We start from the raw sequence: 9,349 nt of genomic DNA on the forward strand, positions 1-9,349 counted from the left end.
CGCCCGGCACCTGCGAACAGGTGCCGGGCGCTCGTGCGCGCGGGCGTCCGGGGGGCGTCCGGGGGCCGGCTGCCCTCAGCCGAAGTGCCGCGGCAGGGTCGCCGCGTGCGCCGCGCCCAGCTCCGCCAGCGGCACCGCGAAGAGCCCCTGCACGTCCAGCACCGGCTCCTCGCCGGGGACGGCGTCGGTGACGCCGATGCGCAGGTGCGCCAGGCCCCGGGCGGTGCACATGTCGGTGAAGCGCACCTCCTCCTCGCGCGGCACCGCCACGAGCGCGCGGCCCGCGGACTCGGCGAACAGCGCGACGAAGGGGTCGATCCCGTCGCGCTCGCACAGCTCGTCCAGCCACACCCGCGCGCCCACGCCGAAGCGCAGCGAGGACTCCACGAGGGCCTGCGCCAGCCCGCCGTCGGACAGGTCGTGGGCGGCCTCGACCAGGCCGTCGCGCGAGCACTGCACGAGCACGTCGGCCAGCAGCCGCTCGTGCGCCAGGTCCAGCGCCGGGGGCAGGCCGCCGAGGTGGCCGTGCTCGGCCCAGGCCCACTCCGAGCCGCCGAGCTCGTCGCGCGTCGTGCCGAGCAGGTAGACGTTGCGCCCGGCCTCGCGCCAGCCCGAGGGGGTGCGCCGGGCGACGTCGTCGAGGACGCCGAGCACGCCGATCACCGGCGTCGGCAGGACCGCGGAGTCCAGCCCCTGGTCGCCGGTCTGGTTGTACAGCGACACGTTGCCGCCGGTGACCGGGACGCCCAGCTGCTCGCAGGCCAGGGCCAGGCCCTGCACGGCCTCGGCGAACTGCCACATGACCCCCGGGTCCTCCGGCGAGCCGAAGTTCAGGCAGTCGGTGACCGCGAGGGGCTTGGCGCCGGTGGCGGCGACGTTGCGGTACGCCTCCGCGAGCGCCAGCTGCGCGCCCGTGCGCGGGTCCAGCCGCGCGAAGCGGCCGTTGCCGTCCAGGCTCAGCGCCACCCCCAGGCCGCTCTCCTCGTCGACGCGCACCACGCCCGCGTCGTCGGGCATCGCCAGCGCGGTGCGGCCCAGCACGTAGCGGTCGTACTGGTCGGTGACCCACGCGCGCGAGCACAGGTTCGGCGAGGCGACCATGCGCAGCAGGGTCGCGCGCAGCTCCTCGCCGCCGGCCGGGCGCGCCAGCCGCTGCGCCGTCGGCGCGTCGGCCTGCAGCGCGTCCTGGGAGGCCGGCCGCGCGTACGGGCGCTCGTAGACCGGGCCGTCGTGGGCGACGGTGCGCGGCGGCACGTCGACGACGGTCTCGCCGTGCCACTGCACGACGAGGTGGTCGCCGTCGGTGACCTCGCCGAGGACCGCGGCCTCGACGTCCCACTTGGCGGTCACCGCGAGGAAGGCCTCGACGTTGGCGGGCGTGACGACCGCCATCATGCGCTCCTGCGACTCGCTCATGAGGATCTCCTCGGGAGCCAGCGAGGGGTCGCGCAGCGGGACGCGGTCGAGGTGGATGAGCATCCCGCCGTCGCCGGCGGAGGCGAGCTCGCTCGTGGCGCAGGACAGCCCGGCGCCGCCGAGGTCCTGGATGCCCTCCACGAGCCCGGCGTGGAACAGCTCCAGGCAGCACTCGATGAGGACCTTCTCCTGGAACGGGTCGCCCACCTGCACCGCGGGGCGCTTGCTGGGGCCGCTCTCGTCGAAGGTCTCGCTGGCCAGCACCGAGACGCCGCCGATGCCGTCGCCGCCGGTGCGGGCGCCGAAGAGCACGACGAGGTTGCCGACACCGCGGGCGTTGGCCAGGTGCAGGTCCTCGTGGCGCAGCGCCCCCACGCAGAGCGCGTTGACCAGCGGGTTGCCCTGGTAGGAGGGGTCGAAGACGACCTCGCCGCCGATGTTGGGCAGACCGATGCAGTTGCCGTAGCCGCCGACGCCGGAGACGACGCCGGGCACGACGCGGGCGGTGTCGGGGTGGTCGATCGCCCCGAAGCGCAGCGAGTCCATGACCGCGATGGGGCGCGCGCCCATCGCCATGATGTCGCGGATGATGCCGCCGACACCGGTCGCGGCGCCCTGGTACGGCTCGATGAAGCTGGGGTGGTTGTGGCTCTCCACCTTGAAGGTGACCGCCCAGCCGCCGCCGATGTCGACGACGCCGGCGTTCTCGCCGATGCCGACCATGAGCGAGGCCTCCATGTCCTCGGTGAGGTGCTCGCCGAAGGTGCGCAGGTGCACCTTGGAGCTCTTGTAGGAGCAGTGCTCGCTCCACATCACCGAGTACATCGCCAGCTCCGCGCCCGTCGGGCGGCGGCCGAGGATCTCGCGGATGCGCTCGTACTCGTCGGCCTTCAGGCCCAGCTCGGACCACGGCTGGGGGTGCTCGGGCGTCTGCGCGGCGCGCTCGACGGTGTCCAGCGCGCTCGTGGCCGGGGCGCTCACGCGCTCACCGCCCGCAGGCCGGCGCTCAGCACGGAGGTGAACAGGCCCAGCCCGTCCAGGCCGGGGCCGAACAGCTCCTCGACGGCGTGCTCGGGGTGCGGCATGAGGCCCACGACGTTGCCGCGCTCGTTGCTGATGCCGGCGATGTCGCGCAGCGAGCCGTTGGGGTTGCCCTCCAGGTAGCGGAAGACGACGCGGCCCTCCCCCTCGAGGCGGTCCAGGGTGGCCTCGTCGGCGACGAAGCCGCCCTCGCCGTTCTTCAGCGGGATCGTGATCTCCTGGCCCGGCGCGAACGCGGAGGTCCACGCCGTCGCGCTCGACTCCACCCGCAGCCGCTGGTCCTTGCACAGGAACTTCTGGTGGTCGTTGCGCACCAGGGCCCCGGGCAGCAGGTGCGACTCGCACAGCACCTGGAAGCCGTTGCAGATGCCGAGCACCGGCATCCCGCCCTCGGCCGCGCGCACGACCTCGCCCATGACGGGGGCGAAGCGGGCGATGGCGCCGCAGCGCAGGTAGTCGCCGTAGGAGAAGCCGCCGGGCAGCACGACCGCGTCGACACCGCGCAGGTCGGCGTCGGCGTGCCAGAGCACCACCGGCTCGGCGCCGGCCAGCTTCACCGCGCGGCGGGCGTCACCGTCGTCGAGGGAGCCGGGGAAGGTGACGACACCGACCCTCATGCCCTCGCTCACGCGCCGACCTCGGCGGCGCTCGCGTCGCGCACGGAGACGACGTCCTCGATGACCGGGTTGGACAGCAGGGTCTCGGCGGCCCGGCGGGCCTGCTCCAGGACCTCGGGGGTCACCTCGCCGGGCACCTCCAGCTCGAAGCGCTTGCCCTGGCGGACACCGGTGAAGAGGTCGAACCCCAGGCGCGGAAGGGCGCCGACGACGGCCTTCCCCTGCGGGTCGAGGATCTCGGGTTTCGGCATGACGTCGATGACGACGCGGCCCATGCGCGGGGCTCCTTAGGGGAGTGGGATCGGCAGCCCCAGGTTACCGCCGCCGCGGCGGGCTCCCGGTCCGCTCGGGCGGGCCCGCCCGCCCGAGCGCTCAAGCGGGGCCGCCAGGGTGCCGATGGACGAGGGTGGTGCGCCGTCCGGCGCGCGGAGGCGACCACGGAGCGTGCACGTGGACAGCAGGCGGGGCGGTGGCTGGCCGCGCGCGTCGGCCGTCCTGGACACGGCGGTCTTCGTGCTGGGGCTCGGCGTCCTCGCGGGCGCCCTGCTGCGCTGGCGCGCGGGCGGCTGCGACCCCGCGCTGCTGGGGGCGCTGGCCCTGGGCGTGCCGCTGTGCTGGGGCCTGACGCGCTTCCCGCTGCTGGTGACCGGGATCGCCGGCGGCATCGCCGTGCCGCTGTCGCCGGTGCTGCTGCCCCACCTGCTCACCGTGCACCCGGACACCGCCTCGCCCGGCACCGCGCTGCTGGCGTGGACGCTGTCCACGCTGGTGGCGCACCTGCTGGACCGGCGCGCCTGGGCGACGCGCCTCTTCAACGCGGGCTCGGCCACGCTCGGCGGCCTCGCCGCGACGCTCGTCGTCTCGGCGCTGGCGCCCGCCGACCCCCTCACCCCCCGGCAGCTGCTGGCCGTCCTCGCCGGGGCCGGCGCCTACTACGCCACCGACGCCGTGCTGTCGGCGTTCTCCGTCGCCGTCGAGCGGGGCCGCCACCCGCTGGGCGAGCTCGCCGACCCCGGCACGGCGGTCGGCGGGGGGACGTTCCTGCTCGTGGCCGTGCTGGGCTACCTGGCCGCGGCCGTCGAGCTGGCCCTGCCGCCGTGGGTCGCGGCGCTCACCCTCGTGCCCGTGCTGGCCGTGGTGGTGGCGGCGTCGGCCTCGCGCAGCGCCCACCAGCGCCGCCGCCAGCAGCACGCGCTCTTCGAGGCGGCGGTGCGGGTGCACGCCGCGGCGAGCGCCGAGGAGCTCGTCGAGGCGCTGGAGGTGCACGGCTGCGCGCTGGTCTCGACCGGGTGGCTGCAGGTGCGCGCCCAGCCGCCCGGCGCCGGCGAGGTCGGCTGCGCGGTCCCCGGCGAGGCCGCGCGCTGGGTCGTCGCCCGGCGCGCGCCGGCCCCGGACTCCCAGCGCGTCGACGAGACGGCGCTGGAGTCCCTGGCCGCCCTGGCCGCGGCCGCGCTCGTGCGCGTGCGGCTGTCGGAGGAGTCCGAGCGCCACGCGCTGCTCGACGCCCTCACGGGGCTGCCGAACCGGCGGCACTTCACCGCGCAGCTGGAGCGCTCCGTCGCCGCGGGGGCGAGCGTGGCGGTGCTGTTCGTCGACCTCGACGGCTTCAAGGCGGTCAACGACACCCTCGGGCACGCCGCCGGCGACGAGCTGCTGCAGGAGGCCGCGCGGCGGCTGGTGCTGGTGGTCGGCGCGGACGGGCTGCCCGCCCGCCTGGGCGGCGACGAGTTCGCCGTCCTGCTGCCGGACCAGCTGCCCGGGCTGGTCGAGGACGTCGGCGAGGCCGTCGTCGCGTGCCTGCGCGAGCCGTTCCTGCTCGGCGCCGGCCCGGCGACGATCGGCGCCAGCGTCGGCGTGACGACCTCGGTGCGCGACGACGACGCCGACTCGCTGCTGTCGCGGGCCGACGCGGCCATGTACGCCGCCAAGCGCTCCGGCGGCAGCCGCAGCGTGCTGGCCGGCGACGAGGCCTGAGCGAGCGGGAGGGCGAGCGGGGAGGGCGAGCGGGAGGGCCCGTCGCCGCGGCGTCAGCGCACCTCCAGCTCCGACAGCGCCTCGTGCGCCCGGGCGACGGCGTCCCGGCGCTCCCGCCCCCGCGCCCCGCACCGGGCCAGCACGGCCTCGGCGAGGACCGCGACCACCGCCGCGGCGGCCGCGTAGCTGTCGAAGGCGCCGGGGCCGTCGACGGGGACCTCGAAGCGGTGCCGGGCCGCGGCGGTGGCCGGCCGGGCCGTGGGGTCCGCGAGCACGACCGAGGGCACCCCGAGCCCGCTCACGTGCCCGAGCACGGCGGCCACGGCGGGCGGCCGGCGGCGGAAGGCGACGAGCACGAAGGCGTCCCGCTCCCCCAGCGAGGCCACCTCCTCCGCGACCGTCTGCCCCGGCTGCGGCACCAGGGCGACGTCGGCGCGCGCCTGCAGCAGCTGCTCGCGCAGGTGCAGGGCGACCGGGTAGCTGTTGCGCCAGCCGGCGACCACCACGCGCCGGGCACCGGCCAGCAGCCGGGCGGCGGCCTCGAGCGCGTCGCGGTCCAGCGCCTGCGCGGCCGCCGCGAGGTTGCGCGTGTCGTGGGCCAGGTGCAGCGCGACCGCGTCCCCGGCGTCCTGCGGCAGCCCGCCGAGCGGGACGCCGCGGGCGCGCAGGCCCCGGGCGTCGGCCCGCGCCTGGGCGAAGGAGTCGAAGCCCAGGCGCCGGAAGAACCTGCTGACCGAGGCCTTGGAGGTGCCGGAGGCGTCGGCGAGCTCGGCGCCGGTGTAGCCGGCGAGGTCCTCGGCGTGCTCGAGCACCAGCTCGGCCAGCCGGCGCTCGACGGGGCTGAGGTCCGGCCAGGCCCGTTCGATGCGCTCGCGCACGCCCCCGTCCCCCGTCACCCGCGCCGCCGCGCCACGTCCAGCACGGCGGCCTCGAAGGCGTCGATGCCGTGCGCCACGTCCTCGAGGGTGACGGACTCCTGCGGTGCGTGGCTGATGCCGTCCGCGCAGCGCACGAAGAGCATGGCCACCGGCGTGATCGCGGCCATCGCCATCGCGTCGTGCCCGGCGCGGCTCCAGATGCGCGGCGGGGCGTCGTCGCCGGTGGCGGCGATGCCGGCCAGCACCGAGGCCTGGAGCTCCTCGTCGCAGCGCACACCGGCCGCGGTGTGCGTCTCGGTGAGCTCGAAGGCCAGCCGGCGCCGGGCGCAGGAGCGCTGCGCGTGCTCGCGGACGCGCTCGACGAGGGCGTCGCGGGCCTCGTCGTGCTCGGCGCGCACGTCGAGGGAGAGCTCCACGAGGCCGGGCACGACGTTGACCCCGCCCGGGTGCGCCTGCAACCGCCCCACGGTGGCGATGCCGTCGGCCTCGACGGCCAGGCGCTCGACGGCCAGCACGACCTCCGCGGCGCCGACGAGGGCGTCGCGGCGCCGGGGGTAGGGGGTGCCGCCGGCGTGCCGGGCCTCGCCGACGACCCGGCCGGTGAAGCGCCGGGCGCCCGCGATGGAGGTGACCACGCCCAGCGGCCGGTCGGCGGCCTCCAGCAGCGGGCCCTGCTCGATGTGCAGCTCCAGGTAGCCGACGAGGTCCTCGGGCCGGCGGGCGACCTCGCCGATGCGGGAGGGGTCCAGCCCGAAGCGCTCGGCGGCCTCGCGCACGCTGACGCCCTCGCGGTCGGTGCGCTCCCACCACTCCTCGCGCCAGGCGCCGGCCACCGCGCAGCTGCCGAGCAGCGCGGTGGAGAAGCGGGTCCCCTCCTCGTCGGAGAACGCCACGACCTCCAGGGCGAAGGGCAGCTGCCCGGCGCGCGGCGCGAGCCGGCGCGCGACCTCCAACGCGCTGACGACGCCGAGGACGCCGTCGTAGCGCCCGGCGTCGGGGACGGTGTCCAGGTGCGAGCCCAGCACGAGCGCGGGCAGGCCGGGGGCGCGGCCCTCCAGGCGCCCCCACTGGTTGCCCGCCTGGTCGCTCCAGGTGCGCATCCCCAGCTCGCCCATCCAGCGCGCGGCCAGGGCGTTGGCGCGGGCGTGCTCGGGCGACAGGTGCACGCGCTCGACGCCCTCGGCGCTGGCGGACAGGCCGGCGAGCTCGTCGCAGCGCTCCAGCGCGCGGCGGGCGTCGGCCGTGGACGCGGGCGCGCTCACGCGGGCACCGCCTGCGCGTAGACCTCCAGGGCGGCGCCCGTGCCGCCGCCGGGGGCGACGGGGGCGCCGGCGGCGCGCAGCACCTGCTCCAGCGCGGCCAGGGTGACGAGGACGGCGTCCCGGCGGGCGTTGTGGCCCATCGTGCCGATGCGCCACACGCGCCCGGCGAGGGGGCCGAAGGAGGTGCCGATCTCGATGCCGTAGTCGTGCAGCAGCGCCGAGCGCACCGCCTCGCCGTCCACGCCGTCGGGGACCTCGACGGCCACGACGTTGTGCATCTTGTGCGCGACGTCGCCGAACACCTCCAGGCCGAGGCCGCGGACGCCGGCCAGCACCGCGTCGCCGTGCAGGCGGTGGCGGGCGACGGCCCGCTCCAGGCCCTCCTCCAGCAGCAGGCGGGCGCACTCGCGGGCGCCGTAGAGCATCGTGGTGGCCTCGGTGTGGTGGTTCAGCCGCGCCTCGCTCCAGTAGTCCAGGACCATCCCGAGGTCGAAGTAGTTCGAGCGCACCCGCCGCCCGCTCGCCGCCGCGCCGTCCTCGGCGTCCGGGTCGGCGCGCAGGCCGGCCTCGAGGCTGCGCCGGGAGTCGACGACCTCGACCGCGCGCGGCGACAGCGACAGCGGGGAGCTGCCGGAGGGGCCGCCCAGGCACTTCTGCAGGCCGGCGGTGGCCGCGTCCACCTGCCAGGCGTCCATGGCGAAGGGGTTGCCGCCCAGGGAGGCGGTGCAGTCGACGTAGAGCAGCGCGCCGTGGCGGTGGCACACCTCGCCGACCCCCTCCAGCGGCTGGTTCATCGTCGTGGAGGTGTCGCCCTGCACGAGGGCGACGAGCTGCGGGCGGACCTCGCGGACGGCCTGCTCCAGCTGCTCGGGGGTGAACACCCGCCCCCAGGGGACCTCGCGCACGTGGACCTCGGCGCCGCAGCGCTCGGCGATCTCGCGCAGCAGGTGCCCGAAGCGGCCGAAGACCGGCACGAGCACCCGGTCGCCGGGGGTGATGAGCGAGACCAGCGCGGCCTCGATGCCGGCGCGCGAGGTGCCGTCGACGAGCACCGTCGCCTCGTTGCGGGTGCGGAAGACCTCCCGGTAGAGGGCCTGGGTCTCGGTCATGCACGCCGTCATCCACGGGTCGTACTGCCCGGTGAGCTGGGCGGACATGGCGCGCAGCACGCGCGGGTCGACCGTGATCGGCCCCGGGCCCATGAGCAGCCGCGGCGGCGGGTCGACGGGGGCGAGCACGCCGGTGCGGGAGAGGGCGGGCGCCGGGGCCCAGGTCCGGATCTGCTGTTCCACGTGGGCCAGCATATGCAACGACCGTTCCACGCACACCCCCTCCGGGACGAGCCGCGGGCGGCCGGGGCGGCGGGAGCGGAACCGGCGGGGCGGCGGGCGGCGGGTGCGCTCGGGAGGTGCACCGGCCGCCGGCGCGCCACGATGCTCCCGTGATCACCTCTCCGATCTCCGACGTGCGCACCGCCCTGGACCAGCTGCAGGCCGACGTGGAGGCCTGGGCCTCCGGCGGGCGCCTGGACGCCGCCACCGCCGGGGAGCTGCGCCGGCACCTGAGCTCGGTGCGCGAGCGCTTCGAGGTCGTCGCCGACCGCTGGCCCAGCGAGGGCGCCGACGACGCCGGCTGACGCCCCGCCGGCGCTCGGTCGGGCTCGGCCGCCCCGGGCGGGTGGGGTCTTGGTCCGAACGGGCACGAGCCCGTCCCGGTGCTGTGGCCGCGCGCCGGGCGTGCCGATGACTCCTTCGACGCGGACGAACGGCCGGACAGCGGCACGGAGGAGCACCATGAAGACGGTCCTGGTACTGGAGACCACCCGCCCCATCGGGGCTCGCGACCTCAACGGGTTCCTCAGCGGCCTGTCCGCCGAGGTGCCGGGCTGCTTCGTCTCCCAGGGCCCGAGCACGGCGGGCCGCCTGACGGTGACCGTCCTGTCGTCCACCCCGGTGGACCTGGAGGTGGCCGAGCAGGTCCTGGAGTCGCTGCCGCAGCTGTGCGACGCCATCTCCTCGCTGGAGCTGCAGCAGCCGGTGTCGCGCTTCGCCGCCGCCCGGGCCGCCGCCGCGGCCGCCGCGGCCGCCGGCTGAGGCGACCGCGTGGGAACCCCCTCCACGCGCGGCAGCGCCCGGTCCCCGCAGGTTCTGCTGCGGGGACC

Annotated in this window: 9 protein-coding genes; 3 read left to right on the forward strand and 6 right to left on the reverse strand. The window is 76.8% G+C overall.

Features of this window, described 5'->3' with window-relative positions:
• Positions 1–75 precede the first annotated feature (75 nt).
• The 3 genes from purL to purS are packed head-to-tail and all read right to left on the reverse strand — an operon-like array spanning position 76 to position 3,349.
• Positions 76–2,397 carry a phosphoribosylformylglycinamidine synthase subunit PurL gene (purL, locus tag ACRYM2_RS21860; protein WP_432524700.1) on the reverse strand — a complete coding sequence of 774 codons (2,322 nt, stop codon included), beginning with the start codon at positions 2,395–2,397 and terminating at the stop codon, positions 76–78.
• Positions 2,394–3,074 carry a phosphoribosylformylglycinamidine synthase subunit PurQ gene (gene purQ / locus ACRYM2_RS21865; RefSeq protein WP_432524707.1) on the reverse strand — a complete coding sequence of 227 codons (681 nt, stop codon included), beginning with the start codon at positions 3,072–3,074 and terminating at the stop codon, positions 2,394–2,396. Before purQ ends, purL begins: the two co-directional genes overlap by 4 nt.
• 8 nt (positions 3,075–3,082) lie before the next feature.
• Positions 3,083–3,349 (reverse strand): phosphoribosylformylglycinamidine synthase subunit PurS, encoded by a 267-nt coding sequence (purS, locus tag ACRYM2_RS21870; protein ID WP_166613935.1) that lies wholly within the window; start codon positions 3,347–3,349, stop codon positions 3,083–3,085.
• A 175-nt stretch (positions 3,350–3,524) separates the two neighbouring features.
• On the opposite strand from purS, the gene ACRYM2_RS21875 reads away from it, so the two are divergent.
• Positions 3,525–5,048, forward strand: a complete 1,524-nt coding sequence (locus tag ACRYM2_RS21875; RefSeq protein WP_432524701.1) for a diguanylate cyclase domain-containing protein — start codon at positions 3,525–3,527, stop codon at positions 5,046–5,048.
• A 53-nt stretch (positions 5,049–5,101) separates the two neighbouring features.
• Here ACRYM2_RS21875 and ACRYM2_RS21880 read toward each other — a convergent pair whose 3' ends face one another.
• Genes ACRYM2_RS21880 through ACRYM2_RS21890 form a run of 3 tightly spaced genes read right to left on the reverse strand, consistent with a single transcriptional unit; the run spans position 5,102 to position 8,390 of the window.
• Complete coding sequence (locus ACRYM2_RS21880; RefSeq protein WP_432524703.1) at positions 5,102–5,926, reverse strand: MurR/RpiR family transcriptional regulator; 825 nt, start codon at positions 5,924–5,926, stop codon at positions 5,102–5,104.
• A gap of 14 nt (positions 5,927–5,940) precedes the next feature.
• Positions 5,941–7,188 (reverse strand): allantoate amidohydrolase, encoded by a 1,248-nt coding sequence (locus ACRYM2_RS21885; RefSeq protein ID WP_432524704.1) that lies wholly within the window; start codon positions 7,186–7,188, stop codon positions 5,941–5,943.
• Positions 7,185–8,390: a pyridoxal-phosphate-dependent aminotransferase family protein gene (locus tag ACRYM2_RS21890; RefSeq protein ID WP_432524709.1), complete on the reverse strand. Its 1,206-nt coding sequence runs from the start codon at positions 8,388–8,390 to the stop codon at positions 7,185–7,187. The genes ACRYM2_RS21885 and ACRYM2_RS21890 overlap by 4 nt, the downstream gene beginning before the upstream one ends.
• Positions 8,391–8,629: 239 nt before the next feature.
• Here ACRYM2_RS21890 and ACRYM2_RS21895 point away from each other — a divergent pair, with 239 nt between their 5' ends.
• Together ACRYM2_RS21895 and ACRYM2_RS21900 are read left to right on the forward strand one after the other, a co-directional pair.
• Positions 8,630–8,824 (forward strand): hypothetical protein, encoded by a 195-nt coding sequence (locus tag ACRYM2_RS21895; protein ID WP_432524705.1) that lies wholly within the window; start codon positions 8,630–8,632, stop codon positions 8,822–8,824.
• Positions 8,825–8,981: 157 nt separating this feature from the next.
• On the forward strand, positions 8,982–9,281 hold the full coding sequence (locus tag ACRYM2_RS21900) for a hypothetical protein (RefSeq protein ID WP_432524706.1): 300 nt from the start codon (positions 8,982–8,984) through the stop codon (positions 9,279–9,281).
• The last annotated feature ends 68 nt before the right edge of the window (positions 9,282–9,349 follow it).

Source organism: Kineococcus aridisoli (assembly GCF_050871885.1).
Taxonomy (GTDB): domain Bacteria; phylum Actinomycetota; class Actinomycetes; order Actinomycetales; family Kineococcaceae; genus Kineococcus.

Excerpts from the sequence above, each read along its gene's own strand:
- ACRYM2_RS21900 (WP_432524706.1), top strand. The coding sequence starts at position 8,982 with ATGAAGACGGTCCTGGTACTGGAGACCACCCGCCCCATCGGGGCTCGC.
- purS (WP_166613935.1), bottom strand. The coding sequence starts at position 3,349 with ATGGGCCGCGTCGTCATCGACGTCATGCCGAAACCCGAGATCCTCGAC.
- ACRYM2_RS21890 (WP_432524709.1), bottom strand. The coding sequence starts at position 8,390 with ATGGGCCCGGGGCCGATCACGGTCGACCCGCGCGTGCTGCGCGCCATG.
- purQ (WP_432524707.1), bottom strand. The coding sequence starts at position 3,074 with ATGAGGGTCGGTGTCGTCACCTTCCCCGGCTCCCTCGACGACGGTGAC.